Origin of the sequence: Halomonas sp. HP20-15 (genome assembly GCF_033446685.1) — a bacterium.
In the GTDB taxonomy this organism is placed as follows: Bacteria; Pseudomonadota; Gammaproteobacteria; order Pseudomonadales; family Halomonadaceae; genus Modicisalibacter.
In genome coordinates this window covers 100133-125849 of the sequence record NZ_JAWQLY010000005.1, presented here as the reverse complement: position 1 = coordinate 125849, position 25717 = coordinate 100133, and the positions used below count along the sequence as shown (strand labels likewise).

The window sequence follows — 25717 nt, the reverse complement described above, 5'->3', positions numbered from 1 at the left end:
TCAGCGCACGGTGATGACGTGGCAGGGCGCCGCGTGCGCGATCTTATGCGATACGCTGCCGACCACCAGGCCCTTGATATCGCTGAGCCCCCGGCTCCCCATGACCACGGTATCGACCTGCAGTTTCTTGATCTGCTCGAGTATCACCCGCGCCGGGTCGCCCTGGTGCACCGAGCCATCGACATCGGTGGCGCCGTGCTCGACGGCGGCTTGTTTGGCGGCTTCGAGCATCTTATGGCCGGCCCGCTCGACTTCCTCCTCGGGCGCCTCCAGGTTCACGGCACCGACGCCCCAGACCAGCGTGTTGTCGTGGGCGAGCCGTTCCGGGATGTGCAGGATGTGCAGATGGCCCTGGCCGTTGGCGGCCAGTTTACAGGCAACCTCGAGAGCGAGTTTCGCCTGTTCGGAGCCATCGACGGGGACCAGTATCGTCTTGAACATGCCCACCTCCCGGGCCTTGTGGCTCACTGTCGAATAGAACCTTCATGTTTTCAGCATAGCGTCACTCTGGTTGCTTCACCGTGACATAAGTCAAGTTCGTCGGCCTTCATCACCCTGGGGCGTTTCTGATTTCTCGAGCCGTCGCAGCCGCTGCCAGAGTTCGCTACGCAGGTCGGCGATGCGCGGCGCCTCGCCCTCGGCGAACGGCAGTGGCCGGGTCAGGCGCAACGCACGCAGGCCCAGGCGCGCCGACAGCAGCCCCACGCCGAGTCCTTGGCCGGCGCGTACCGATAGCTTGCTGGCGAGATTCATCGAGAACAGCTCCATGCTCGCCTCGGAGGCGATCTCGCTGGCCCCGGCGAAGGCCAGGTTGGCGAGCACCTGGCGAAACAGCCTGAGCCGACTGGCATAACCGAGTTCCAGGCCGTAGAGCGCGGCGATGCGCTCGAGCATCGCCAGGTTGCGCCAGGCAACCAGCAGCATGTCGACCAGCGTCAGCGGGCTGACCGCGACCATCACCGCGGTGTCCCCCGACATCCGCGAGATCAGCCGACGTGCCTCGCGATCGCGTGGAGCGAGTAGGTGATGGGCCAGCAGGGCGCGTGTCTCGGCGCCGTCGTGGTGGGGCTGATGGGCCTGCAGAAAGGCCTGCCAGTGTGGATGGTCGCGGTCGAGTTGCATCTGCTCGCGCAGCGCCTCGGCAAGCTGGTGTGCCTCGCGTCCAGCCTCGGCGTCCAGCCTCTCGAGACGCCGGCGTAGTGCGCCATGGCGGCGCAGCCGCCGCAGTCGCCATAGCTCACGCAGCAGGGCCGAGCCGCCGAGGCCAAGTGCCGTCAGCCCGAGCAGGCTCCAGGCGCCGCTCAACCAGTCGCCGCCCAGCGAGGCCTGATAGAGTGTCTCGCCGGCTTGGATGATGCCCAGCGTGAGGCTGCCGCCGAGGACCGTCAGCTGCCCCCAACGGCGCTTGCGCGGCCGCCCCAGCCCGCGCTCCAGGGCGGCGTCGGTGGCCGGGGCCAGGCCCGCGTCATCTTCACGGCGTTGGGTCGTCAACTCGACGGGGTAGTGCTCGGACGGCCGCGGGTCCTCATTGACGTCGGCACGCGCCGCGTCGGGCTCGTCGAGGGGGAAGCGCTGATAGGGGCGCGGGTCGCTCATGTCAGTTTGTCTCCGATCAGCCAGTCGAGGGCGGCGTCCAGGCGAATGTGGGGCAGGCCGGCACCGCGGCTTGCGCGGGGCAGCGGGCGAAAGGCGGTGAAGCTGAAGCCCTGGCGGGCCCAGAAGTCGGCACTGGGCAGGCGCGCCGGGACCTCGCCGGGAAACACCAGCTGCTCCTCGCCGGCCAGGTCGGTACCGCGCAGCGCCGGCGTGCGCGCTCCCTGCTGGCTCACTTCATGCACTTCGGTGGCGCGCAGCGAGGCCAGCGACAGCGCGCGTACCGGAATGTCGGCGTAGCGCAGGTCCTTGATCGGCTCGGCGAGCAGCGCCTCGAGCAGGGCGACCAGTTTGCCGTGCTGTTCGGGAGTGACGTGATCGGCCTTGGTGGCGGCGATCGCCAGGCGGTCGATGCGCGGTGTGAATAGCCGTGTGAGCAGGCTGCGTTTGCCGTAGTCGAAGCTCTTCATCAGCGTCGCCAGGGCCCGCGAAAGATCCTCGAAGCGTTCCGGCCCGGCGTTCAGGGCTCCGAGCACGTCGACCAATACGATCTGGCGATCGAAGCGCCTGAAGTGCTCGCGGTAGAACGGCTTGACCACGTGCTGCTGGTAATAGGCGAAACGTCGCGCCAGGGTGCGATAGACGCTGTCCTCGGGGAGCGCTTCGAGATTGGCGCGATCGGCCTCGCCGACGCCCGGCAGCGGAAAGAACTGCAGCACCGGAGCGCCGTCGAGATCGCCCGGCAGCAAAAAGCGCCCCGGCTGCAGGTCGGCGAAGCCGGCTTCCCGGGCGGCGCGCAGGTAGTCGGCATAGTGCTCGGCGGTGTCCGCCAGCCGGGCCTCGTCGGCGCTGGCGGCGGGGTCGAGCGAGTCGATCGCGGCCAGCCAGTCGCCGGCCAGCTCGCGCCGCGCCGGGCTCAGCGAGGCCTGTTGGCGCTCGCACCAGCTCAGATAGTCGTGCTCGAGCAGCGGCAGGTCGAGCAGCCATTCGCCGGGGTAGTCGAATAGATCCAGCGTCAGGGTCGCGCTGTCGCTGGCGAAGCCGGCCAACAGGCCGTGGCGCTCGGGACGATAGCGAATGCGCAGGCGCAGCTCGCTGATCCCGCGGGTCGGATCCGGCCAGCGCGGCGGCTCGGCGTCGAGCGCGGCCAGCGCCTGGTCGTAGGGAAAGCGCGGGATGCCGAGATCCGCCTGAGCGATGCGTTGGGCACCGAGCAGACGCCCCTCGCGGGCCGCCGGCAACAGGTCGAGGCGCGCCTCGAGCCCGGCGTGACGCAACTGGTGAACCAGCGAGGTGAGAAAGGCCGTCTTGCCGGCCCGGGACAGCCCGGTGACCGCCAGGCGCAGCTGGCGGTCGCGGCCGCGTTCTATGAGGTTGCTGACTTCGCGTGCCAGGGTCTGGCGCATGGAATCGAGATCCGCCGAGAAATTCAGCCTCTAATCTGGGGGCGTTGGGCGCCGCTGGCAAGTCGCTGCCAGGCCAGCGCGCCCAGCGGCAGCAACGAAAGCGGCAGCAATACGGCATTGAGACCGGCCCAGCCGAGGCCGGCTTCGAGCGGTCCGGCTAGCAGCGCGGTAAGGCTCACCGTGGAAAACACCAGGCACTCGTTGGCGGCCTGGGTGCGGGCCTTCTCGGCCGGGCGGTAGGTCTCGGTGAGCAGGCCGGTGGCGGGCAGGAAGGTCAGATTCCAGCCCAGCCCGAGCAGGGTCAGCGCCGCGTAGTAGCCGTACAGCCCCGCCTCGAACTGGGCCAGTACTCCGCATCCGGCGAGCAGCAGGCAGCCGACGCTGATCATCGCCGGTGCGCCGAAGCGTGCGGTCAGTCGGCCGGTCACGAAAGAGGGCAGGAACATCGCCAGTACGTGCCATTGAATGGTGGTGGCCACATGATCGAAGGCGAAGCCGGCGCGCTGCATGGCCAGCGGCGTGGCGGTCATCGCCAGGTTCATCACCCCGTAACCGACCAACGCACTGAGCGCGGCGACGATGAACGCCGGCTGACGCAGGATCTCACCCAACGGCCGCGCCGGCCCCTCGCCGTGGGTCCGCTGGGCCGGTGGCAGGTGGGTGAATGCGAGCAACACCAGCGCCAGGGCATAGAGCAGGCCGAGGCCCAGGAAACTGCCCAGGAAGGGCACCTCGGTGAGTTCGCGGCTGGCCCGGGCCAGCCACGGACCCAGGAAGGCCGCCAGCACACCGCCGCCCATCACCAGCCCGATGGCGCGATCGCGCAAGGCCGGCGGAGCGGCCTCCACCGCGGCAAAGCGGTAGAGGGTGCCGAAGCCGATACCCACGCCGATCAGCCAGGTCCCCAGCATGAACGGGCCGAACCGCTCGGCTTGCAGCGCCCAGACCGCTACGCCGACCCCGGCGATGCCCAGCAGGTTGCCGAGCACGAAGCCGCGCTTGCGGCCCAGCCGGGCCATGATCAGCGAGGCGGGAATCGTCGCGCACATCAGTCCCAGCAACTGGGTCGCCACCGGCGCGGTGGCCCAGGCCGGCCCGGGAGCGAGACGCGCGCCGATCAGCGGCGAAACGGCGATCAGCAGGATGTTGCCGCTAACCAGCAGAGCCTGGCACAGCGAAAGCAGGGAAACGGTCAAGGGCATGTCTGGGCTCCGGATAGGCAAGGGCGAGGTCATCGTCGAGCGGCGCGACATACCGAGCCTCGCAAGGCGGCTATGAGGTCAGTGTCGCCACGGCGGGGCATGTCGGCAATGCCCGCTGGCCCACCAAAGAGGGCTTGCGTCCGATACAAACGCAGCGACCCCGCCGAAGGGCGGGGTCGCAGGGAGCGGGGTAGCGCTCGGGCTACAAGCGGAACTATACGCCGCCGGCGAAGGCCACGTAGATGGCGATGACCAGCACCACCAGCACGATGCCTGCCGGGATGGCGCCCTTCCACGGAGTCAGGTCGACTTCGCCGCTGTCCTCGTGTACCCAGGGAGTCGCCCGCGGGGCGAGCTTGCCGATGATCAGCATCATCACGACCAGCAGCGCGAATACCAGACCCACGAAGTGGAAGTTGTGGATGTAGTCGAGCAGGCCGGTGAACGGCGGGACGAAGTAGACCGCGGCAATCACCAGGCAACCGCCGATCAGGGCGATCTTGGCGGCGATCGCCGGTACCCGCTTGGTCAGCAGGCCGACCAGTACCACGGCGAGAATCGGAATGAAGTACAGCGCGTTCATCTTCTGCAGGTAGCCGAACAGGCTATCCTGGCCGGCCAACAAGGGCGCGATGATCATCGAGGCGAAGGCCATAATCCAGCCGAAGATCTTGCCTGAGCGGACCACCTGCTGCTCGCTGGCGTTCTTGTTGAACACGCCCTTGTACAGACCCAGGCTGAACAGAGTGGTGGTGCTGTTGAGCGCCGAGTTGAACGACGACAGGATCGCGCCGACCATCACCGCGGCAAAGAAGCCGGTGAGGTAGGGCGGCATGACATTGAAGACCAAGTGCCCGTAGGCGGCATCGGCCTTGATGCCTTCGCCGGCGTAGAGGTTGTAGGCAATGATCCCCGGCAGCACCAGGTACAGCGGCCCGAGCAGCTTGAACAGACCGGTCAGCAGTACGCCCTTCTGGCCCTCGGCGAGGGTCTTGGCGGCGAAGGTACGCTGGATGATCTGCTGGTTGGTGGTCCAGTAGAACAGGTTGATCAGCAGCACGCCGGTGAACAGCGTGGCGAACGGCACCTGCTGTTCCGGGCCGCCGATCGAGTTGAGCTTCTCGGGGGTCTGTTGCTTGAGTATATCCCAGCCGGCCATCACGCCGTTGCCGTCGCTGACCGCCTGCAGGCCGAAGTAGACGACCACGAAGCCGCCGATCAGCAGGCCGACGCCGTTGAGCGTGTCCGACACGGCCACGGTGCGCAGCCCGCCGAACAGGGCGTAGGTCGCACCGATGATGCCCACGACCCACACGGTGCCCCACAGCAGGGTCGTATCGGATTGGATGCCGGTAAGCCCCGGCAGGTCGAGCATGCCCTGCAGGCCGATCGCCCCGGAATAAAGGATGATCGGCAGCAGGATCACCGCGTAGGCCAGCAGGAAGATGATGTTACAGATCAGCTGGGTGGTATTGTCGAAACGCAGCGACAACAGCTGCGGCACCGTGGCGATACCGCTGCGCAGGAAGCGCGGCAGGAAGAACAGCCCCAGCGCGACCAGCGCGATGACCGCGACCACTTCCCAGGCCATGACGCTCAGACCGTCGTTGAAGGCGCTGCCATTGAGACCGACCATCTGTTCGGTGGACAGGTTGGTCATCAGTAGCGAGCCGGCGATCAGTGGGAAGGTCAGGCTGCGTCCGGCCAGGAAATACCCACGGGTGCTGCTGTGGTCGTCTCGGTGCGTGACCCACCAGGTGATCGCGGCGACCAGCCCGGTAAAGAAGAAGAACGAGATCAGGGTTAGGGCATGCATAGGTTGAGGGAATCCTTTGATGGCTTGACGAGCGCGGCAGGCTCCGCTGCAGCTCACGGCTGAACGAAAGTATAAGTATATGAGCGTATTCTTCCATTAGCCATTTGTCGGACATAGCTCCGGCAATGTCGGTTTGAACCTGCAATGGTTCGTTGCAGAACGACCATAGTAGGCGCCGCGCTGCAGGCGTCTTGCCGCGAGCCGCCTTACAGATATCGCCTCTCAGCGGCTATGCTGAGGGCTGGATCCCGGCTGACGGCTCGAGTCGGCCGTTAATGAGCCCGGACGGGCAACGCGGATTGCGACACAGGAGCGCCCATGGCCGAGACGTCAGCACAGCGGGTATTGAATTTCTGGTTCGAAACCCTCGGCGCCAAGCAGTGGTTCGCCAAGGATGCGCGCCTGGACCGACATATCGGCGATCGCTTCGCCGCGTTGCATGAGGCGGCCAGGGCCAATGAACTCTGGACCTGGCGTGAGTCGCCGCAGGGGCGGCTGGCGGAAATCCTGCTGCTCGACCAGTTCTCGCGCAATCTCTTCCGCGACCGCCCGGAGGCGTTCGCCCATGACCCCCAGGCGCTGGCCCTGGCGCAGGTCGCGGTGGCCCAGGACGCCGACCGGCACTTGCAGGTTGCTCAGCGCGCTTTTTTGTACATGCCCTACATGCACAGCGAATCGCTGGCCGTGCATGACGAGGCACTGCGGCTTTTCGCCCAGCCGGGGCTCGAAGAGAACCTCAAGTTCGAGCGGCGCCATCATGAGATCATCGTCCGATTCGGTCGTTACCCGCATCGCAACGCTATACTCGGGCGCTCCTCGACGCCCGAGGAGGAAGCCTTTCTCACCCAGCCCGGCTCGTCATTCTGAGCCCTGCTGTGGCAGGCTGGGTAGGCCATTTCGATAGGAAAAAGTGAAGGGAGTCTTGAGTATGGGTTTGATTCTGTGGCTGATCATCGGTGGTCTGGCCGGCTGGATCGCGGGCAATATCATGCGCGGTGGCGGGTTCGGCATTTTCGGCAATATCGGTGTGGGGATCGTCGGCGCGGTGCTCGGTGGGTTGCTGTTTCGGCTGATCGGTCTGGCCTCAACCGGGATCATCGGTTCGCTGGTGACCGCCACGGTGGGCGCCATATTGCTGCTGTGGATCGTCGCCAAGCTGCGCAAGGGCTGACGGTAGCGGCGGCCGAATGAGCGTCGGCCGGGGCTGGTTCCCGTCCGACGCTTCATCATTTAAATACCCGGTCGGTTTGCGCTGCTCGGGTCGCCGTGTCTACCTTTCAGGAGGCAAACGAAAAAGGCAGTACAAGACAACGCCGCCGAATGGATAGCCATGGAATCGACAGGCGGTATTCGGCGGTGACTTTGAGGTGGGTGGGGCCATTTCAGCAAACGAGGAGAGTTTGATAATGGCAAATAATCCCCATACGCGTCCCAATAGCGATGAGGCGCATGACAAGGATTTCAAGACCACCGAGGACAGCAAGTCGGAGAATCTCGAGAAGTATCGCAGCGATGCAGAGGGGCATGATCTGCGCACCAACCAGGGTGTACGCATCTCCGACAACCACAACTCGCTGAAGGCCGGCGAGCGTGGTCCCACGCTGATGGAAGATTTCATCTTCCGCGAAAAGCTCAATCACTTCGACAACGAGCGGATTCCCGAGCGTATCGTGCATGCGCGTGGGTCGGCGGCGCATGGTTATTTCCAGCCCTATCCGCAAGCCGCCCAGTATTCCAAGGCCGGGCTGTTCCAGGATCCCAACAAGAAGACTCCCGTGTTCGTGCGTTTCTCCACGGTGCAGGGGCCGCGCGGGTCCAACGATACCGTGCGTGACGTTCGCGGCTTTGCCACCAAGTTCTATACCGACGAGGGCAACTGGGATCTGGTCGGCAACGACATGCCGGTGTTCTTCATCCAGGACGCCATCAAGTTTCCCGACTTCGTGCATGCGGTGAAGCCCGAGCCGCATAACGAGATTCCCCAGGGGCAGTCCGCCCACGACACGTTCTGGGATTTCGTGTCGCTGATGCCCGAGGCCACCCATATGGTGCTGTGGACCATGTCGGATCGGGCCTTCCCGCGTCACTATCGCAACATGGAAGGCTTCGGGGTGCATACGTTCCGCCTGATCGACAAGCAGGGCAAGGCGCGCTTCGCCAAGTTCCACTGGAAGCCGTTGGCCGGCACCTGCTCGCTGATCTGGGACGAGGCGCAGAAGCTCTGGGGGCGCGATCCCGACTTCAACCGCCGTCAACTGTGGGACGACATCGAGAACGGCGATTTCATAGAGTACGAGTTCGGCGTGCAGATCGTCGAGGAGGAGGACGAGCACAAGTTCGATTTCGATCTGCTCGATCCGACCAAGCTCATCCCCGAGGAGCAGGTGCCGGTCATCCCGATCGGCAAGATGGTGCTCAATCGCAATCCGGACAACTTCTTCGCCGAGACCGAGCAGGTGGCGTTCAGCCCCGCCCACGTGGTGCCGGGCATCGACTTTACCAACGATCCGCTGCTGCAGGGCCGATTGTTCTCCTATCTCGATACCCAGATGCTGCGTCTGGGCGGCCCCAACTTTCACGAGATACCCATCAACCAGCCCGTCTCGCCGGCCCACAACAACCAGCGCGATTCGCTGCACCGCCAGACGATCAACAAGGGGCAGGCGTCCTACGAACCCAACTCGATCGACGGTGGCTGGCCGAGCGAGACGCCGGCCGCGCCCGAGGACGGCGGCTTCGAGAGCCATTACGAGCGTGTCGACGCCAACAAGGTGCGCGCACGCAGCCCTTCGTTCGGCGATCACTACTCCCAGGCGACGCTGTTCTGGAACAGCCAGACCGAGGTCGAGAAGGAGCACATCATCGCCGCCTACACCTTCGAGCTGTCGAAGGTGAAGCGGCCCTGGATTCGCGAGCGGATGATCAAGGAGATCCTGCCCAACATCGATCTCGAGCTGGCGCGCCGGGTCGGAGAAAACCATGGCATCGAGGTGCCTTCCACCAAACCGGCACCGGCCGATGAGCTGGGCACCAGCTCGCAGCAGGACTCGCCGGCGCTGAGCCTGATGGCGCGGCTGCCGCATGACATCAAGTATCGCAAGGTGGCGATCCTGGTCGCCGACGGTGTCGATGCCGAGCATGTCGACGGCATCAAGGCACGCCTCAAGGCCGAAGGAGCGCAAGGCATGGTGATCGCCCCGAGCATGGCGCCGGTGAAGTCGATCAGCGGCCAGGCCCTGGCGCCCGATGGCATGCTCAACGGCGAACCGTCGGTGACCATGGATTCGGTGATCGTGGCCGGTGGCGCTGAAAGCGCCAAGACGCTGTCGCAATCCGGACTGGGGCTCTATTACGTGCAGGAGGCCTACAAGCACCTCAAGGCGATCGCCGCCATCGGCGAGGGCAGCGAGCTGTTGTCCGCGGCGGGTGTGCCCACGCAGGAGGATGGCGTTTTCCTGGGGGCGAGCGTGGACGATGTCTTCACGCCGTTTGCCGAGGCGATGGGCCAGCATCGCGTCTGGTCGCGCGATGCCAAGGCCAATAGCATGCCGGCCTGACTGAGGGCGTCGACGGTCGCCGCGGGCGATCGTCACGTTATTATTCTGAAATACCGATAGCGCAACAGAAAGCGCCCCGCTTCGAGCGGGGCGCTTTTCTTGCTATCTGTCTTGCTACCACGAACGGCCAGATATCAGGCGTTGGCCGTCTGCTTCTGTCCGACCAGCTCGGCGAGGGCCGATTCGATGATGTCCAGGCCTTCCTCGAGCACCTCGTCCTGAATGGTGACCGGCATCAGAAAGCGGATGGTATTGCCGTACATTCCGCAGGACAGCAGGATCAGCCCCTTCTCGCGGGCCTTCTTGCACAGCGCCCCGGTCAGCTCGGCATCCGGCGTATGGTTGGCCTTGTCGGAAACCAGCTCGAAGGCCGCCATGGCGCCCATGTTGCGGGGGTTGTCGAGGCAGTCGAACTGCTGCTGCCAGCTGGCGAAGCGCTTGGCCAGCTTGTCGCCCAGCGCCTGGCTCTTGGCGAGAATGTCCTCCTGTTCGAACACGTCCAGAACCGCCAGGGTCGCTGCGCAGGAAACCGGACTGCCGGTGTAGGTGCCGCCCAGCGAGTTGCCACCGGAAGCGTCCATGTGCTTGTCGGTACCGACGACGGCGGAAATCGGCATGCCGTCCGCCATGCTCTTGGCCATGGTGATGATGTCCGGCTCCACGCCGCTGTGCTCGATGGCGAACATCTTGCCGGTACGCCCGAAGCCGCTCTGGACCTCGTCGACGATCATCAGCATGCCGTGTTCGTCGCAGATCTCGCGAACCTTCTTCAGAAAGCTCGTCGGAGCGGCGTAGAAACCGCCTTCGCCGAGCACCGGCTCGAGCACGATGGCCGCGGTATCCTTGGGGTTGGCGTCGGTCTTGATCGCCATCTTCAGGCCGCGCAGCGCTTCGTCCTCGCTGACCCCGTGGTACGCCACCGGGTACGGCGCGCGGAACACATTGCCCGGCATGCTGCCGAAGTCGGTCTGGTAGGGCGCGACCTTACCGTTCATGGCCATGGTCATGAAGGTCCGGCCGTGATAGCCGCCGTCGAAGCAGATGACGTTGTTGCGGCCGGTCGCGGCACGGGCGATCTTGACGGCGTTTTCCAGCGCCTCGGCGCCGGAATTGGCCAGCATGACCTTGGCATGGCCGCGCACCGGGGTGATCTGGCTGAGCTTCTCGGCCACCTTCACGTAGCCTTCATAGGGCATGACGGTCTGGCAGGTATGCATCACCTTGTCGAGCTGAGCCTTGACCGCCTCGACCACCTTGGGATGGCGATGGCCGATGTTGAGCACACCGATGCCGCCGGCGAAGTCGATGAAGCGCTTGCCGTCGGCGTCCCAGACTTCGGCGTTCTCGGCACGATCGGCGAAATGCTCGGCCGGACTGGCGGCACCGTTGGCGACATAGCGTTTCTTGAGTTCGTTGAGCTGAGCGTTATTCATGCATGGCCTCCTTGTGCAAGGCGTTGGGCGTTTCAGAGTCCGCCGACGCAGACATACTTCAGTTCGGTAAAATCTTCGAGCCCGTGGCGCGATCCCTCGCGCCCGAGGCCCGATTCCTTGACGCCGCCGAACGGCGCCAGTTCGGTCGAGAGCAGGCCCTCGTTGACGGCTACCATGCCGTATTCCAGCTGTTCCATGACGTGCCAGATGCGTCGGTAGTCACGCGCATAGAAGTAGGCAGCGAGGCCGAACTCGGTGTCGTTGGCCATGGCGATGGCTTCCTCATCATGTTCGAAGCGGAAGACCGGTGCCAGCGGGCCGAAGGTCTCCTCGCCCGCGACCCGCATCTCGGCCGTTACATCGGCGATCACGGTGGGCTGGAAAAACGTGCCGCCCAGGGCGTGTGGCGCGCCGCCGCAGACCAGCCGCGCGCCCTTGTCGAGCGCATCGGCGATGTGCGATTCGACCTTGCTCACCGCCGCCGCATTGATCAGCGGTCCCTGCACCACATCGCCCTCCAGGCCATTGCCTACCTTTAGCTGGCCAACGCGCTTGGCCAGCTTGTCTAGGAAAGCGTCGTACACATTGGCCTGTACCAGCAAGCGATTCGTGCATACGCAGGTTTGCCCCGAGTTGCGAAACTTGGAGGCAATGGCGCCTTCCACCGCCGCATCCAGGTCGGCATCGTCGAAAACGATGAACGGGGCATTGCCACCGAGCTCCATGGATACCTTCTTGACGCTCTCGGCGCACTGCGCCAACAGCCGCTTGCCGACCGGCGTCGAGCCGGTGAACGAGACCTTGCGCACCCGCGGGTCGGTGGTCAGAACCTCGCCGATGGCCGCGGGGCGCGACGCGGTCACCACGTTGAACACCCCGGCCGGCAGTCCGGCACGCTCGGCCAGGCCGGCCAGCGCCAGCGCGGTCAGAGGCGTCGCCTCGGCCGGCTTGACCACCACCGGACAACCGGCGGCCAGTGCCGGTGCGCACTTGCGGGTAATCATCGCCAGCGGAAAGTTCCAGGGGGTGATCGCCGCGACCACGCCCACCGGTTCGCGAAACACCAGGATGCGCTTGTCGACGCCGTGGCTGGGCAACGTCTCGCCGGCGATGCGCTTGGCTTCCTCGGCATAGTATTCGATGAAGGCGGCGCCATAGCCGACCTCGCCGCGCGACTCCGCGAGCGGCTTGCCCTGTTCGAGGGTCATCAACCGGGCCAGCTCCTCCTGGTTGGCGATGATCAGTTCGAACCAGGTGCGCAGCAGGGCGGCGCGTTGCTTGGCCGGCAACCGCCGCCATGCCGGCCAGGCCGCTTCGGCGGCGGCGATCGCCTCGCGCGCCGCGTCGGTGTCCAGATCGGGCACCTCGGCGAGAAGCTCGCCGTTGGCGGGGTTGCTGACTGCGAAATGACGGTCCGCATCGCACCACTGACCGGCGATGTAGGCCCGGGGAATCAGGAAGTCGGGAAGGATCGATGCCATGACGGGGCTCCAGTGTGGGCAAGTGAATGTTTGGTGATATGTTTTACGTAGTGTGTGATATTTAAAACACTTCGCCAAGCATTTTCCACGCATGCTTGGACGCGTACATAGGTCATCGGTGTAAGCGACACTTTTCCGTTACACTATTTCGCCCGATTTACCGTTCGCTAGCGATAGAGGTGTCCCTTGGCCGATCCACTCCATGCCTGGTGGGCTCAGCAGTTGGTGCTGTGCGGCTGGGCGTTCGATCCCGAACCGGCGTCGCTTGATCCGACGCTGGCCGCCGAACGACTCATGCAGCTGGGCGTTGCCGAGCGGGGCGAGCTGGGCTGGCGATTGCTCGAGGCGTTCCCGGGCGGGACCGAACGGGCCAATCCGCAGGTACGGCTGACCGCGCTCGAACTCATCGCATTGGCCCGGGCCGCCGGCTGGCTGACGGCGAATCGCGCGGAGGCCTGGCTGGTCGAACTGGCGGGGGCGATCCAGCGCGATCACGCCACGCTCGACGGGTGGCTGTCGGCGCTGCGGCGCGCGCGCCTCGAGAGTGGTTGGGTGCATGGCGACGAGGCTTTCGCCCAGAGCGGCGAGGCGTTGTCGCAACTCGAGCGCGATGGCGAGGGGATCACCTGGGAACTGCTGGCCGCCACGCTGGAACATCGCTCGCGCGGCCTGCACTGGGCGCAGGCGCATCCCGCCTGGCGTCTGCGCGCGGCTTTCGCGCCGCTGCTGGAGTCGCCGCCGAGCCGGGCGCTCGACTGGCCGGACGTCGAGGCCTGGCTCGACAGCGGCTGGCAGATTCGCGATCGCGACGAACTGATCCGCGTGCTGCTATGGCTGGCGGCACAGGGCCAGCGCTATGCCTGGGATATCGATGCCGCACGGCTGGTCGAGATGGACGTCCAGGCGCGACCGGTCTGGCTTGCGGGGCTCGGCGAACAGCGTCGCTACGGGCGCGTGCTGCTGGGCTTTCTCGAACGCGGCGAACCGCTCGAATGGGCGGCCTGGGACTGGCTGCGGCTGGTCGACCTGGCCTATGCCGGCGCCACGCTGGGCTGGCTTGAGCGCGACGAAGCCGAGTCGTTCGCGACGCATGCAGGCGATCTGCTGATGCGCCGCTACAGCGATTGGACGGCTGTGACGCTGGCCTACCAGCGCGGCCATAGCCTGTTCGAGAGCCGCGACATGCTGGCCAGCCACGGCGCCGACTGGCATGTGCTGCTGCACTCGCCGCTGAGTCCCTGGCAGGTGCCGCTTCAGGCGCTGCTCGACGACGCCCAGCGCCAGTCCGCCGGGCAATTCCTGCGTGGCTGGCGACGCGATGCGCGCCACTGGCTGTTGGCGCTGGCCTCGGTGCGCGAACCGGACCTGCTCTACCGCCAGGGCATCCCGCCGGACGTCGACGAGCCACGCCGCAAGGACGTGCGGCGCTACCTGCAGGAGACGCTCGGCTTGCTGCCCGATGAGGGCGTGGCCGGGTTGGCGCGTTTCTGGCTTCCCGCTCAGGCGCATCACCTCAATCAGCTCGCCGCCGATGCCGCCCATGGGGCGCTGCCTGCGATAACCACGCCGTTCGGGCGTCCGCCCGATGACGCCGTGTCGATGCGCGATGCGCTCAAGCGGTGCGTGCGCCACGCCGCAACGATTCACATGGCCGAGAAGTACGCTTTCTACCTGCTGATGGCCGGTGACAGTGGCGACTTCGATGCGGCAGGCTTGCAGGCGCTCGTCGAGTCGCTGCGGGGCGTGCTGTGTCGCTTCTATCCCGACTCGCGGCGCCTGCTGGATGCCTGGGCGGCCTGGGAGGCGGCGCTGCCGGAACTGCCCGACGACGATCTGGTGCACGAGATACGCTGGCATCGCGACGACCCGGGCAGTCTCTTCCATTGGCTCGACTGGCGTCAGGTTGCCTGGCAGGAGCCCGGCCCGCGGCCGACGCTGTCGCGCTTCACCGCGCTGGCGCTGGCGGGTCCGCTCAATCCCGGGATCTGGACCGAGCCGCAGCCCGAGGGGCACGCCGAGCGTGAGATCACCGCCCAGTGGCTCGAGGAGCAATACGCACTGCACGGCGCCGGCGAGCTCGAGGATTTCCTGGATTTCCTGCTCGAGGCGGGCGATCGTCAGGAATACCAGATCAACTATGCGCCCTATACCCTCAACAGGCCGCGTCTCGAAGAGGAGATCGCCATCCTCGAGTCCGGCGACTGCGACGAGGAGGCGCGCAATCATCTGCTACGGTTGCGGCGGGTGCGTGACAACGATGCCGGCTGCAACGATGCCGACCTGGCCGCCTGGGACATCGCCCAGGCCGTGGATCTGGCGGTGGCGGGGCGTTGCCTCGGCTGGCTGGATACCGGCGACTTCAGTGCCCGGCTCGACAGCGCCCTGCGCCTGGCACAGCAGCATTATGGCAACTGGCGCGGTTATGCTCAGGGGCTCTATGCCGGTTTCTCCTTCTTCATGGGCGAGACCGAGGAGCGCACTACGCTGCTCGACGGATTCGCTCAGGCGTTGACCGCCTGGCTAAGCGGTGCCCCCCCCCTGGCGGGTAGTTGGGCCAGCCTGGACTTTCCTGGCGCTAGGCCGCGTCATTGGGCGCCGCTGCATGTCGACACGCTACCCGGCGACGCGCATGCCTTGCACTAGTGCCCGGAGCAAGTGCCGGCGGCACAGTGCCGCTTGAGTCATGCGTGCTATACGAGCCGGGTAAGCTGACGATCGCAGCAATGCTTATCGACGGCTCCGCTCTTGGACTGATTTTGCCGCTCCGGCCTGTCGCTCGGCATGGTCTGGTAACTACCTTGATAGCGTTGGTGAGTGAGCGTTGATGGTGCGGTGAGACAGGCGGATGACAGAATTGCTCATCTTCCGTAACATCGCCGAAACCGCGCGGGCGTTCGGCTTTCTGCCGAGAGCGTTCGCACTAGACAAGATCAGGATCGCTACTAGGTCGTTGTGGAAGTGGTGCCCGGGCTTCACTTCCACAGCGATGCACCCGCCGATGCATGCCATCGGAACGATCCGATGCCAATGCGAACGAGGTCGCTGGATGCGTCGTGCATATCTGTTGTGTTTGATGATTACCGGCATGCTGGCCGGCTGTGCGGGAGGGCCTACGACTTCCGGCCCATCGGCATCGAGCGCAACGGCCAAGCAGGCGGCCATGCTGCGAGCCGCCTGGCAGATCGCGCCGTCCAACCAGATGGCCGAACAGCTCCAGCGCTTACGTGACGCCTCGCCTGAATTGATTCGCACGGCGCTGCTCGATGAGCATCGTCGTTGGGTGGGGACGCCCTATGTGCTCGGCGGCGAGGGTTTTCAGGGTATCGACTGCTCGGCACTGGTCCAGCGCGTATTCAACGAAGCCTTTGCATTGCCCTTGCCGCGCACCACCGACGATCAGGTTCTCGAAGGCCAGCGGATCGATCGCGATTCGCTGAGGGCCGGCGATCTGGTGTTCTTTCGCCCGCCGGGTCCCTATAACCATGTCGGTATCTACGTCGGCGGCGGCCGCTTCCTGCATGCCTCCTCATCGCAGGGCGTGATCATCTCGCGTTTGAACAACGTCTACTGGCAGCGCTATTACTGGCAGGCCCGGCGTCCCACGACGCTGACCGAACTGGCTCAGCGCGCCCGTCAGTACCGCCTGAGCCGCGCCGGCTGAGCGTTGTCTGCCTCGGTTTTCTAGAGATGCTCGCGATGGGCCATCACGAAGTCGACGAATGCGCTTTCGGCGCGCGACAGATACGCGCCTTTTCCCCATGCCAATGACAGGTCGAGATATGCTGGGGGCGACAGCGGCACCGCAACGAGATCGTCCTCGCTGATTACCCGGCGCAGAAAGGTGGTGATGCCGAACCCCTGCCTGACGATCGCCTTGGTCAAGGGGATCAGGTTCGACTGGAAGGCGATCTTGGGCTCGAGGCGCAGCTCCTCGGCCAGCCGGTCGACGAACTCGCGATGAAAGTAGCCATCCTGGAACAGCACCAGCGGTTCCTCGAAGACCTCCGCGGCATCGACCGCCGTGCGCCCGGCGAAGCGATGCCCGAGGGGTACGCAGACCACCATCTCCTCGCGCAGCAGCGGCCGCCGCTCGAATTGCTGGTTGCTGGCATCCGAAGTGATCACGCCGAGATCCAAGTCGCCGGTAGCGATCATCTCCTGCAGCCGGCGGGTACCGGCCTCGACCACGGTCAGCCGAATGCCCGGATGACGCGCCTTGAAGCCCATCAGTAGCGGCGGAAAATAGTAGGACCCGAGCATCGAGGGAGTGCCGATGCGCACTTCGCCCTTGACCAGGCCATGAACCTCGCGCATCGCCAGGCCCACGCCCTCGGCGTGCTCGATTAGCTCGCGAGCCTGAACGCGTAGCAGTTCGCCCTCCGGCGTCAGGCTTATGCGCCGTTCGTGGCGATGAAAGAGGGTCAGCTCGAGCCGCGCCTCGAGGCCGGCAATGGTCTGACTGACTGCCGACTGGGCGACGTGCAGCTCACGGGCGGCGCGCGTGAAGCCGCCATGCTCGGCGACGGCGAGAAAGTAGCGCAGGGCGCGCAGATCGAAAGGCAGACTCATCAGTTAATCCGATTGTAAGCATCTTCAAGCACTATTTGGATGATGGTAAACGATGCGCGATCATGACGGCATCCGAGGAGAGCATCATGATCGAAGCGCATACCCGCGACTGGTGGCGGGCCACTCTGGCATTATGCCTGGGCTCGTTCACCGTATTCGTCAATCTGTACGCCGCACAACCGCTATTGCCCGACCTGCGTCAGGCCTTCGGTGTCTCGACGCTGGCCAGCGCCATGGTGATGGGCGTGTCGACGCTGACCCTGGCTGTCTCGTTGCTGATCTACGGGCCGCTGTCGGATGCCATCGGGCGCGGCGCGATCATGCGCATAACGCTGCTGCTGGCGGCGCTGTGCTCGCTGTTGTTGCCGCTGGTCCCTAACTTCACCAGCCTGCTGGTGTTGCGGGCCGTTCAGGGGCTGGTGCTCGGCGGATTGCCGGCGGTGGCGATCGCCTGGATGGGGGACGAATTCGACAAGCGCGCATTGATGCTGGCAGTGGGACTGTATATCAGCGCCAACACCCTGGGCGGGATCGGTGGCCGTGTGCTGGGTGGCTTCGCCGGTGAATACGGCGGCTGGCAGGCGAGCTTCGTGACCGTGGGGATCATCAGCCTGGCATGCCTGATGGTGTTCTGGCGGCTGTTGCCGCCGGCGCGCAACTTCCAGCCGGCTTCGCTGCGCCTCGACGTGGCGCTAGGCGGCATGGCCGCTCACTTGCGCAATCCGCTGCTGCTTGGGGCCTATCTGATCGGCGGGCTCAATTTCTTCATCTTCATCAATCAGTACAGCTATATCACCTTCCGCTTGAACGATGCCCCTTATTCGCTGGCGACGCATTGGCTGGGCATGATCTTCGTCACCTATCTGGGCGGGACGCTGGGTTCGGCGCTGTCGGGGCGGGTCGCACAACGCCTGTCGCAGCCGGCGTGCATGTTGCTGGGTATCGTGATCTTCATGCTGGGCAGTCTGGTGACCTTGAACCCGGCCTTGCCATTGATCCTGCTGGGCCTGACCGTCAACGCTTTCGGTTTCTTCCTCTGCCACTCGATGGCTTCGAGCTGGGTCGGGCGCCAGGCGCGGGTAGCACGTGGCACGGCTTCGGCACTCTACCTGGTGTTCTACTACCTGGGCGCGAGCCTCGGTGGACTGTATCTCGAGCCGTTCTGGAATAGCGCCGGCTGGCCCGGCGTGGTGCTGGCTTCCTGGCTGGTGCTGGGGCTGACGCTATGCACCGCCGCCTGGCTGTGGCGAAGGGAGCGGCACCTCGCCGCTCCCGCCTGATCGCCCGGCCTGCGCTTGTCTCACTCTCCGCGGAGGCCCGCCTGGTCGCCCCATATCTCCTCGAGGCGCTCCTGGCGGCCGCAACCAGCCTTGTAGAAGTGATAACGCACCGGATTCTTCTGGTAGTAGTTCTGGTGATAGCCTTCGGCCTCCCAGAAATCGCCGGCGGGTACGATCTGCGTGGCTATCGACCGCCCGAAGCGTTTCGCGAGTTCGTCCTTGGACGCTTCGGCCAGCTGTCGCTGGCGTTCGTTGTGATAGAAGATCGCGCTACGGTACTGTGAGCCGCTGTCGCAGAATTGACGGTTCTCGGCGAACGGGTCGACGTTGTGCCAGAACGTCTCGAGCAGCGCCGGATAGTCGACGATGGCCGGGTCGTAGCTGACCTGGACCGCCTCGGCATGGCCGGTACCGCCGCCGGAAACCTGCTGATAGCTGGGCTCGGCTGCGTCGCCACCGGTATAGCCGGAAACGGTGGCGGTCACTCCGTCGAGCTTGTCGAACGCTTCTTCCACGCACCAGAAGCAGCCGCCGGCGAACGTCGCCGTGCCGGTTTTCTGGTCCTGGTCCTGAGCCTGTACCGGCGCGCCTAGCACGGCCAGTAGCAAGATGAGCATGATGCGCATGGGAGTCTCCCGGGTCACTGTGGGTAGGGTTGGCTGGCGCGCTGCATCCAAGGCCCCTCACGCGCTGTATTCATGACCATGATACGGTCGAGACCGGCCCTTGGATGCATGGTCTTTTTGAAAACCGCGTTTCATTGATTATGGCCAAGGAGAACCCGTGAGCCGAGAACGTTGGTGGATCCTGGCGACGATCGTCGTCGTCATTGCGCTGTTCTTCGCGAGCGGGGCACACGAGGCGTTTACCCTGGCCAATATCAAGGCTCAGCAGGCGCAGCTCCAGGCCTGGTTCGAGGCCCGACCGCTGACCGTGGCGAGTGGCTTCTTCGCTATCTACGTGGCGATGGCGGCCTTGTCGCTGCCGGGGGCCGTGCTGCTGACGCTGTTGGCCGGGGCGCTGTTCGGGCTCGGCTGGGGCCTGCTGATCGTCTCCTTCGCCAGCTCCCTGGGCGCGACGCTGGCCTTCCTGAGCGCGCGCTGGTTGATTCGCGAACCCGTCGAGCGACGTTTTTCCCGCCAACTGGCCGGTATCAATCGCGGCATCCGCCAGGAGGGGCCGTTCTATCTGTTCACGCTGCGCCTAGTGCCGGTATTCCCGTTCTTCGTCATCAACCTGGTGATGGGACTGACCCGCATGCGCGCCGTGACCTTCTATTGGGTCAGCCAGTTGGGCATGCTGCCGGGGACGCTGATCTTCGTGAACGCGGGGCGTGAGCTTGGCGAACTGGAGCGTGTCGGTGGCATTTTGTCGCCGGGGCTGGTGGCCTCGTTCGTGGTGCTGGGGCTCTTTCCGCTACTGGCCCGACGGCTGGTCGACTGGCTCAAGCGTCGGCGGGCGGCCCGCGAGTATCGCAAGCCACGTCGCTTCGATTACGACATCGTGGTGATCGGCGCCGGCTCGGCGGGGCTGGTGGCGAGCTACATCGGCGCGGCGGTCAATGCGCGGGTGGCGTTGATCGAGCGCGAACGGATGGGCGGCGATTGCCTGAATACCGGCTGTGTGCCCTCCAAGGCGTTGATCCATGCCGCGCGCCGCGCCCAGGCCATCCGTGACGCCGGCTCCCTGGGTATTGAGGTCGGCGAGCCGCGCATCGATTTCGCCCAAGTGATGGGTCACGTCCACACCGCCATCGCCAATGTCGCTCCACATGACAGTGCCGAGCGTTATGCCGGGCTGGGGGTCGATGTGATCAGCGGCGAGGCAGGTCTGGACGACCCCTGGCGGGTGCGTGTCGGCGACCGGGTGCTCACCACGCGTCATGTCGTCGTGGCCACTGGCGCGCGCCCGCGCGTGCCGGCGTTGCCGGGGCTGGACTCGGTGCCGGTGCTGACCTCGCAGACACTGTGGCGGCTCGAGTCGCTTCCCGAACGGCTGGTCGTGCTGGGCGGCGGGCCGATCGGCTGCGAGCTGGCCCAGGCATTCGCCCGCTTGGGGAGCCGGGTCACGCTGGTACAGAGGGGCGAGCAGTTGCTGCCGCGCGAGGACGCCGACATCGTCGCTCCGCTAGCCGAGCGTCTCGCTCGCGAGGGAGTGACCCTGCACCTGAATAGCCAAGCGCTGTGTGTCGCGAGCGACGCGGCGGGGCATCGCCTGAGCGTCGCCCAGGATGACTCGACGCAGCAGCTTCCGTTCAGCCACCTGTTGGTCGCGGTGGGGCGAGAAGCCAATGTCGAGGGGCTGGGACTCGAAGCGCTGGGCATCGAGGTCACCGAGCGAGGCACGCTGGCGGTCGACGGTACCTTGCGCAGCGTATACCCCAACATCTGGGCCTGCGGCGACGTTGCCGGGCCCTATCAATTGACCCATGCCAGTGCCCATCAGGCCTGGCACGCGACGGTCAATGCCCTGTTCGGCGAGTTCCGGCGCTTCACGGTCAACTACCGCAACATGCCCGCGGTGACCTTCACGCAACCGGAGGTGGCGCGCGTCGGGCTCAATGAACGCGAGGCCGGGGCGCAGGGCATCGCCTACGAAGTGACACGCTATGCGTTCGCCGAGCTTGACCGGGCGATCGCCGAGGGCGAGACCGAGGGTTTCATCAAGGTGCTGACCGTGCCCGGCAAGGATCGTATCCTCGGCGCCAGCCTGGTCGGCCACGCAGCGGGGGAGGTGCTGGCCGAGTTCACCCTGGCGATGACCCACGGGATCGGCCTCAACAAGCTGTTAGGCACCATCCACCCTTATCCGACCTACGGTGAGGCGGCCAAGGCCAGCGCCGGGCTGTGGAAGAACGCTCACAAGCCACAACGGGTGCTGGGCTGGCTCGCGCGCTATTTCGCCTGGCGTCGTCGCGGCTGAGCGCCGGATGCGCCGTGACAGGCTGTCAATCCCGTAAGGAGAAACACGATGCTGGATCGCTGGACGATGCCCTGGTCCCAGGCGCCGCTGAATCGCGGGGCGGTGCTGCTGGCGCGCTGGCGGGTGCGTCCCGTGCAGGTCACGCTGGCGGGGTTCGCGGTCGGCATGCTGGCCGTGCCGCTACTGGCCGCCGAGGCTTATGGACTGGCGTTGGTGGCGATCCTGATCAATCGCCTGGGCGACGGTCTCGACGGGGCGCTGGCACGTCACGCTGGCACGGGCAGCGATGCCGGGGGATTTCTCGATATCGTCCTCGATTTCCTGTTCTATGCGGCCGTGGTGGTCGGGTTTGCGCTGGCCGAGCCGAGTGCCAATGCGCTGCCGGCGGTAATACTGCTGTTCGCCTTCGTCGGTACCGGCAGTTCGTTTCTGGCCTTTGCGATCATGGCCGCACGTCATCGACTCGAACGTCCCAACTTTCCCCACAAGGCGTTCTTCTATCTGGACGGCCTCACCGAGGGCACCGAGACGATCCTGGCCTTCGTGGTTTTCTGCCTATGGCCACAGGCCTTTCCGATGTTGGCGCTGATCTTTGCCGCGGCCTGCCTGTTGACGGCAACGACGCGGTTATGGGGTGGTTATCGTTCCCTGGCGGCGCTGGCGCGCGGCAGGCCTGGAGACGAGCCTGAAGCGACAGAAAGGCATGGAAAAGAGAGCGGCGAGGCTTGAGAGGGCCAAGGGAGCTCGCATGGGTCATGCATAAAAAAGGAGCAGCGTTGGCTGCTCCCTTTTGGCTGGCAACGATCGACTCATGATGTCGATCGACGGGCACTTTCAGTGCTCGTGGCCTTCTTCGCCTTCGCCATGGACATGACCATGCTCGAGTTCTTCGTTGGTCGCTTCGCGAACCTCGGCGATCTCGACGTCGAAGTTGAGCTTCTGGCCGGCCAGCGGATGGTTGCCATCGACTACAACGGTGTCACCCTCGACCTGGGTCACGGTGACCATCAGCGGGCCGCCTTGCGTCTGGGCCTGGAACTGCATGCCCGGCTCGACGCTCTCTACACCCTGGAAGGCATCGCGCGGCACTTCTTGAACCAGTGCCTCCTGCTTTTCGCCGTAGCCTTCTTCCGGGCTGACATTCACCTGCAGCTTATCGCCGCTCTGGTGGCCCTCGAGTTCTTTCTCCAGACCCGGGATGATGTTGCCCGAGCCATGGAGATAGGTCAGCGGCTCGCGGCCTTCCGAACTGTCCAGCACTTCACCTGAATCATTGGTCAAGGTGTAGTGGAACGCGACAACGGAATTCTGCGCAATCTGCATGATGTGATGGACCTTTCGGTGTGTATGTCATAACCATGGTAACGCGTCACCCGAGGACTGTCAGGGGATGCGCTGTTTTTTTCATGTCTGTGCCGCGTGACTTGATGTGCGTTCAAGGATGCCCCGCGGAGCGCCCGAGGGACTTCCCCGACGGGATGTTGACCGAGCCGGAGGGCCGGTTGCGCGGCTTTCGAGGCGGGGTTACCCTGCGCTCAGGTTTCGCGATACACGACCGTGGCACGCTTCGGTGCGTGGCGGTTGCGACTGCCATGGGTGCGATTCGCCCCGCAGTCAGGCAGTCAATGTCACGTCGATGCCGTTTCGACCATACCTGCTTGCCCTATTCATCACCATTCCGATTGAACCCTTCAGGAGCTAATTCATGACCGTGACCCTGATCTGGCTGATCGCCTTCGCCGTGATCCTGTTTCTGTCTCTTAAGGGCTGGGACGGTCCCTACGGCCGCTTTATCGATCGCCGGATACCCAAGGCGTTGCGTAGTCGCGACGACCGCTGGGTGTGGTGTGTGGCGTTGGCCATTCTCGGTGCCACTCTCATCGTCAATCCCGTATCGATGCTGTTGACGCTGCTGATCTTGCTGCTGGTCGGTTGGGTCGTGCTCAAGCTGATCGGTTGGGGAATGAGCAAGGCCAGGACGCGCAAGTAGCTGTCTACGCCGGTCTCGGATATCGCCAAAACGGCGCCCGAGGCGTGAACCGAAGACATGAAAAAGCCCCACGGCTGGCCGTGGGGCTTTTTCGTTCGTTATCTGCTGCTGATCGTGTGCGCCCCGCGTTGCCGAAGCAGACGGGGCGTCGTCGAGCGACTCAGTAGGGCGCGACGCTCATGTTGGCGCCGCTGCCGATCAGCCGAACGCGCTGGCCGGCTTGCCAGTTGCGGTCGGCTTTCTGCACGACGATGACGCTGTCGCCGGTATCCCGACGCACTTCGATCTCCCAGGCGTCGGTCTTGTTGGCGGTATCTTCGACTTTCTTCCCGGCCACGCTGCCGCCGATGGCGCCTGCGGCGGTGGCGATGGTCCGGCCGGAGCCACCACCGATCTGATTACCTAGCAGGCCGCCGATCACGGCGCCGCCGAGCCCCCCGAGCACGCCGCTGTTCTGGTCGCCACCCTGAATCTGCACCGGGCGCACCGAGACGATGGTGCCGTAGGTCACGCTCTGGCCGGTCTTGGCCTGGCTGCCACTATAGACATCGCCCGAATAGGTATCGGTATTGGCACAACCGCCAAGCGTCAGCACGCCCAATGCCAGTACCGGTAGATAGTGCGTTAGCTTCATTGCGATCTCCTGCGAGCTTCTTTGGAAACGGTGTTCTTTAATGAGTCTAGCGTGATTGCCGCTCTTTGACCATGGCCTAGGGGATAGGTGCCGCAGAGCTACTGTAGCCCTCCATCGAATACGAAAAAGGGAGGCCGAAGCCTCCCAGAATCGTACCACGGCGCGATGCTAGCCGAACTGATTCATGGTGTTGTCCTTGCCGCTGGCCTTCAGCGCTCGGTCGCTGGAGAAATACTCCTTGTGGTCGTCGCCGATATTGGAGCCTGCCATCGCCTGGTGCTTGACGCAGGCCAGCCCTTGACGGATTTCGCGGCGTTGTACGCCCGCGACATAGGCCAGCATGCCATCCTCGCCGAAGTAACCCTTGGCCAGCTCGTCGGTGGACAGCGCCGCCGTATGATAGGTCGGCAGGGTGATCAGATGATGGAAGATGCCCGCCTCGCGGGCGGCGTCGCGCTGGAAGTCGCGGGTCCAGGCATCGGCCAGGGCACCGAGTTCGCTATCGTCGTAACGCGCGTCCATCAACTGCTCGCGGTCATAGCCCGAGAGGTCCTTGCCTTCCTGCTTCCAGGCGTCGAACACTTGCTGGCGGAAATTGAGCGTCCAATTGAAGGAGGGCGAGTTGTTGTAGACCAGCTTGGCGTCGGGGACCACGTCGCGAATGCGCTTGACCATTCCGGCGATCTGGCCGACATGCGGCTTCTCGGTCTCGATCCACAGCAGGTCGGCGCCGTTTTGCAGCGCGGTGATACAGTCGAGTACCACGCGATCCTCGCCGGTGCCGGCGCGGAAGCGATACAGGCCGTTGGCCAGGCGCAACGGCTTTCTCAGCTCGCCGTCGAGCTTGATGACCGTCTCGCCCTCGTCGATGTCGTCGCTGCCCGAAACAGCTACGGTGTCGAGGAAGCTATTGTACTGCCAGGCCATGTCGCCCCTTTCCTGGCTGACCGGCAGCTTCTGGGTGAGCCCGGCGCCCAGCGAGTCGGTCCGCGCCACGATCACGCCGTCGTCGACGCCCAGCTCGAGGAAGGCATAGCGGACGGCGTTGATCTTGGCGATGAAATCCTCGTGGGGCACGGTGACCTTGCCGTCCTGATGGCCGCACTGCTTGGCGTCCGAGACCTGATTCTCGATCTGAATGCAGCAGGCGCCGGCCTCGATCATCCGCTTGGCCAGCAGGTAGGTGGCTTCCTCGTTGCCGAAGCCGGCATCGATGTCGGCGATGATCGGCACCACGTGAGTCTCGTAGTTGTCGATCTTGTCCTGGGCGGCGCGGGCCTTGACTTCGTCACCCTTGGCGCGCGCCGTGTCGAGCTCGCGGAACAGCTGGCCGAGTTCGCGGGCGTCGGCCTGACGCAGGAAGGTATAGAGCTCTTCGATCAGCGCCGGAACCGAGGTCTTCTCGTGCATCGACTGATCGGGTAGCGGGCCGAACTCGGAGCGCATCGCCGCGACCATCCAGCCGGACAGGTACAGGTAGCGACCCTGTGTCGTGCCGTGATGGCGCTTCACGGCGATCATCTTCTGTTGACCGATGAAGCCGTGCCAGCAACCGAGCGACTGGGTGTAGCGCGATGAGTCGGCATCGTAGGCGGCCATGTCGCGGCGCATGATGCCCGCGGTGTAACGGGCGATCTCCAGGCCGGTGCGAAAGCGGTTCTGCAGAGCCATGCGTGCGGCATGCTCGGGGTTGATGTTGTCCCACTTGCCGGCTTGCGTGTCGCACAACTGGGTGAAGCTAGTCAGGGCATCCCGATAGGCTGACATGGTGCGTCCTCGTCTTGGCTGATTATCGTCGACGGCCCACTGACCGCCTGTCGAACCCGAGCGCTGC

Annotated in this window: 21 protein-coding genes; 9 read left to right on the top strand and 12 right to left on the bottom strand. The window is 64.9% G+C overall.

The window, feature by feature from the left end:
- The 5 genes from R6258_RS08715 to R6258_RS08695 form a co-directional block, all read right to left on the bottom strand.
- The gene (locus R6258_RS08715) at positions 1–441 is read right to left on the bottom strand and encodes a universal stress protein (RefSeq protein ID WP_318449279.1); all 441 of its coding nucleotides are present in this window, start codon (positions 439–441) and stop codon (positions 1–3) included.
- A gap of 90 nt (positions 442–531) precedes the next feature.
- Positions 532–1596 (bottom strand): TIGR01620 family protein, encoded by a 1065-nt coding sequence (locus tag R6258_RS08710; protein WP_318449278.1) that lies wholly within the window; start codon positions 1594–1596, stop codon positions 532–534.
- Entirely contained in the window at positions 1593–2999 is a 1407-nt protein-coding gene (locus tag R6258_RS08705) for a YcjX family protein (RefSeq protein WP_318449277.1), read from the bottom strand. The genes R6258_RS08710 and R6258_RS08705 overlap by 4 nt, the downstream gene beginning before the upstream one ends.
- A 23-nt stretch (positions 3000–3022) precedes the next feature.
- Positions 3023–4201: an MFS transporter gene (locus R6258_RS08700; RefSeq protein ID WP_318449276.1), complete on the bottom strand. Its 1179-nt coding sequence runs from the start codon at positions 4199–4201 to the stop codon at positions 3023–3025.
- Positions 4202–4415: 214 nt separating this feature from the next.
- Positions 4416–6017 (bottom strand): solute:sodium symporter family transporter, encoded by a 1602-nt coding sequence (locus tag R6258_RS08695; RefSeq protein ID WP_318449275.1) that lies wholly within the window; start codon positions 6015–6017, stop codon positions 4416–4418.
- 318 nt (positions 6018–6335) lie between these two features.
- On the opposite strand from R6258_RS08695, the gene R6258_RS08690 reads away from it, so the two are divergent.
- The 3 genes from R6258_RS08690 to katE all read left to right on the top strand — a co-directional run bounded on the left by R6258_RS08690 (position 6336) and on the right by katE (position 9574).
- Entirely contained in the window at positions 6336–6884 is a 549-nt protein-coding gene (locus R6258_RS08690) for a DUF924 family protein (RefSeq protein ID WP_318449274.1), read from the top strand.
- Positions 6885–6945: 61 nt separating this feature from the next.
- Positions 6946–7188, top strand: a complete 243-nt coding sequence (locus R6258_RS08685) for a GlsB/YeaQ/YmgE family stress response membrane protein (protein ID WP_318449273.1) — start codon at positions 6946–6948, stop codon at positions 7186–7188.
- 235 nt (positions 7189–7423) lie between these two features.
- Positions 7424–9574: a catalase HPII gene (gene katE, locus R6258_RS08680; protein ID WP_318449272.1), complete on the top strand. Its 2151-nt coding sequence runs from the start codon at positions 7424–7426 to the stop codon at positions 9572–9574.
- A 134-nt stretch (positions 9575–9708) separates the two neighbouring features.
- Here katE and gabT read toward each other — a convergent pair whose 3' ends face one another.
- Positions 9709–11007, bottom strand: coding sequence for a 4-aminobutyrate--2-oxoglutarate transaminase (gabT, locus tag R6258_RS08675; protein ID WP_318449271.1), 1299 nt, complete (start codon positions 11005–11007; stop codon positions 9709–9711).
- Positions 11008–11039: 32 nt separating this feature from the next.
- Positions 11040–12488, bottom strand: a complete 1449-nt coding sequence (locus tag R6258_RS08670) for an NAD-dependent succinate-semialdehyde dehydrogenase (protein WP_318449270.1) — start codon at positions 12486–12488, stop codon at positions 11040–11042.
- A gap of 186 nt (positions 12489–12674) precedes the next feature.
- Between R6258_RS08670 and R6258_RS08665 the strand changes: the two genes are divergently transcribed.
- Positions 12675–15131, top strand: a complete 2457-nt coding sequence (locus tag R6258_RS08665) for a YbeU/YbeR family protein (protein ID WP_318449269.1) — start codon at positions 12675–12677, stop codon at positions 15129–15131.
- A 517-nt stretch (positions 15132–15648) separates the two neighbouring features.
- Entirely contained in the window at positions 15649–16149 is a 501-nt protein-coding gene (locus R6258_RS08660) for a C40 family peptidase (protein ID WP_318449268.1), read from the top strand.
- A 20-nt stretch (positions 16150–16169) separates the two neighbouring features.
- Here R6258_RS08660 and R6258_RS08655 read toward each other — a convergent pair whose 3' ends face one another.
- Positions 16170–17057, bottom strand: coding sequence for a LysR family transcriptional regulator (locus R6258_RS08655; RefSeq protein ID WP_318449267.1), 888 nt, complete (start codon positions 17055–17057; stop codon positions 16170–16172).
- Positions 17058–17143: 86 nt separating this feature from the next.
- Between R6258_RS08655 and R6258_RS08650 the strand changes: the two genes are divergently transcribed.
- Positions 17144–18337 (top strand): MFS transporter, encoded by a 1194-nt coding sequence (locus R6258_RS08650; RefSeq protein ID WP_318449266.1) that lies wholly within the window; start codon positions 17144–17146, stop codon positions 18335–18337.
- 20 nt (positions 18338–18357) lie between these two features.
- Here the strand turns inward: R6258_RS08650 and msrA are convergent, their stop codons facing one another.
- Positions 18358–18963 (bottom strand): peptide-methionine (S)-S-oxide reductase MsrA, encoded by a 606-nt coding sequence (msrA, locus tag R6258_RS08645; protein WP_318449265.1) that lies wholly within the window; start codon positions 18961–18963, stop codon positions 18358–18360.
- A 157-nt stretch (positions 18964–19120) separates the two neighbouring features.
- On the opposite strand from msrA, the gene R6258_RS08640 reads away from it, so the two are divergent.
- Positions 19121–21259, top strand: a complete 2139-nt coding sequence (locus R6258_RS08640; protein WP_318449264.1) for an FAD-dependent oxidoreductase — start codon at positions 19121–19123, stop codon at positions 21257–21259.
- Between the two features lie 48 nt (positions 21260–21307).
- A complete protein-coding gene (locus tag R6258_RS08635) occupies positions 21308–21988 on the top strand; it encodes a CDP-alcohol phosphatidyltransferase family protein (protein ID WP_318449263.1) in 681 nt (226 codons plus the stop codon).
- 105 nt (positions 21989–22093) lie between these two features.
- On the opposite strand, the gene slyD is transcribed toward R6258_RS08635, so the two are convergent.
- Positions 22094–22582, bottom strand: coding sequence for a peptidylprolyl isomerase (gene slyD / locus R6258_RS08630; RefSeq protein WP_318449262.1), 489 nt, complete (start codon positions 22580–22582; stop codon positions 22094–22096).
- A gap of 382 nt (positions 22583–22964) precedes the next feature.
- On the opposite strand from slyD, the gene R6258_RS08625 reads away from it, so the two are divergent.
- Complete coding sequence (locus tag R6258_RS08625; protein WP_318449261.1) at positions 22965–23249, top strand: hypothetical protein; 285 nt, start codon at positions 22965–22967, stop codon at positions 23247–23249.
- A 160-nt stretch (positions 23250–23409) separates the two neighbouring features.
- Here R6258_RS08625 and R6258_RS08620 read toward each other — a convergent pair whose 3' ends face one another.
- Together R6258_RS08620 and R6258_RS08615 are read right to left on the bottom strand one after the other, a co-directional pair.
- Entirely contained in the window at positions 23410–23883 is a 474-nt protein-coding gene (locus R6258_RS08620; protein ID WP_318449260.1) for a glycine zipper 2TM domain-containing protein, read from the bottom strand.
- A gap of 168 nt (positions 23884–24051) precedes the next feature.
- Positions 24052–25650: an isocitrate lyase gene (locus R6258_RS08615; RefSeq protein WP_318449259.1), complete on the bottom strand. Its 1599-nt coding sequence runs from the start codon at positions 25648–25650 to the stop codon at positions 24052–24054.
- Positions 25651–25717 lie beyond the last annotated feature (67 nt).

What these genes read in the sequence shown, in the direction of transcription:
- R6258_RS08625 (WP_318449261.1), top strand. Translation starts at nt 22,965, where the DNA reads ATGACCGTGACCCTGATCTGGCTGATCGCCTTCGCCGTGATCCTGTTT.
- R6258_RS08695 (WP_318449275.1), bottom strand. Translation starts at nt 6,017, where the DNA reads ATGCATGCCCTAACCCTGATCTCGTTCTTCTTCTTTACCGGGCTGGTC.
- katE (WP_318449272.1), top strand. Translation starts at nt 7,424, where the DNA reads ATGGCAAATAATCCCCATACGCGTCCCAATAGCGATGAGGCGCATGAC.
- msrA (WP_318449265.1), bottom strand. Translation starts at nt 18,963, where the DNA reads ATGCGCATCATGCTCATCTTGCTACTGGCCGTGCTAGGCGCGCCGGTA.
- R6258_RS08715 (WP_318449279.1), bottom strand. Translation starts at nt 441, where the DNA reads ATGTTCAAGACGATACTGGTCCCCGTCGATGGCTCCGAACAGGCGAAA.
- R6258_RS08700 (WP_318449276.1), bottom strand. Translation starts at nt 4,201, where the DNA reads ATGCCCTTGACCGTTTCCCTGCTTTCGCTGTGCCAGGCTCTGCTGGTT.
- R6258_RS08635 (WP_318449263.1), top strand. Translation starts at nt 21,308, where the DNA reads ATGCTGGATCGCTGGACGATGCCCTGGTCCCAGGCGCCGCTGAATCGC.
- R6258_RS08685 (WP_318449273.1), top strand. Translation starts at nt 6,946, where the DNA reads ATGGGTTTGATTCTGTGGCTGATCATCGGTGGTCTGGCCGGCTGGATC.
- R6258_RS08615 (WP_318449259.1), bottom strand. Translation starts at nt 25,650, where the DNA reads ATGTCAGCCTATCGGGATGCCCTGACTAGCTTCACCCAGTTGTGCGAC.
- R6258_RS08705 (WP_318449277.1), bottom strand. Translation starts at nt 2,999, where the DNA reads ATGCGCCAGACCCTGGCACGCGAAGTCAGCAACCTCATAGAACGCGGC.
- R6258_RS08655 (WP_318449267.1), bottom strand. Translation starts at nt 17,057, where the DNA reads ATGAGTCTGCCTTTCGATCTGCGCGCCCTGCGCTACTTTCTCGCCGTC.
- R6258_RS08690 (WP_318449274.1), top strand. Translation starts at nt 6,336, where the DNA reads ATGGCCGAGACGTCAGCACAGCGGGTATTGAATTTCTGGTTCGAAACC.
- R6258_RS08670 (WP_318449270.1), bottom strand. Translation starts at nt 12,488, where the DNA reads ATGGCATCGATCCTTCCCGACTTCCTGATTCCCCGGGCCTACATCGCC.
- gabT (WP_318449271.1), bottom strand. Translation starts at nt 11,007, where the DNA reads ATGAATAACGCTCAGCTCAACGAACTCAAGAAACGCTATGTCGCCAAC.
- R6258_RS08710 (WP_318449278.1), bottom strand. Translation starts at nt 1,596, where the DNA reads ATGAGCGACCCGCGCCCCTATCAGCGCTTCCCCCTCGACGAGCCCGAC.
- R6258_RS08660 (WP_318449268.1), top strand. Translation starts at nt 15,649, where the DNA reads ATGCTGCGAGCCGCCTGGCAGATCGCGCCGTCCAACCAGATGGCCGAA.
- R6258_RS08650 (WP_318449266.1), top strand. Translation starts at nt 17,144, where the DNA reads ATGATCGAAGCGCATACCCGCGACTGGTGGCGGGCCACTCTGGCATTA.
- R6258_RS08620 (WP_318449260.1), bottom strand. Translation starts at nt 23,883, where the DNA reads ATGAAGCTAACGCACTATCTACCGGTACTGGCATTGGGCGTGCTGACG.
- slyD (WP_318449262.1), bottom strand. Translation starts at nt 22,582, where the DNA reads ATGCAGATTGCGCAGAATTCCGTTGTCGCGTTCCACTACACCTTGACC.